The sequence below is a fragment of the Pseudomonas sp. SDT291_1_S447 genome (assembly GCF_054070155.1).
Map to the genome: position 1 here is coordinate 1 of NZ_JBSVXS010000466.1, position 214 is coordinate 214.

Annotated in this window: 1 pseudogene; it reads left to right on the plus strand. The window is 57.9% G+C overall.

Features of this window, described 5'->3' with window-relative positions:
- Window positions 1-152 (plus strand): annotated as a pseudogene (locus tag ACW9IR_RS30390) (phosphonate ABC transporter ATP-binding protein); the annotation flags it as partial.
- Window positions 153-214: the final 62 nt, after the last annotated feature.

A 214-nucleotide genomic window follows, 5' to 3' on the forward strand; every position in this document is an offset into this window, starting at 1 on the left:
GTGGGCGTATTCATTTCGACGGCCAGGGCAGCGAGATGAGCAGCCACTTCCTCAATGATTTGTACGGTGCCGACGTCGACACCAGCCTGATGTTTTCCGACCAGTCCCGCCAAACCTCCGTCACCCCTCGGCTGGCCCTGGCGCGCGCTTGAAACCTTACTCACGACCCACAGGAATCCTTTCCATGTTGAACCGTATCGGTCACGTCTTTCTG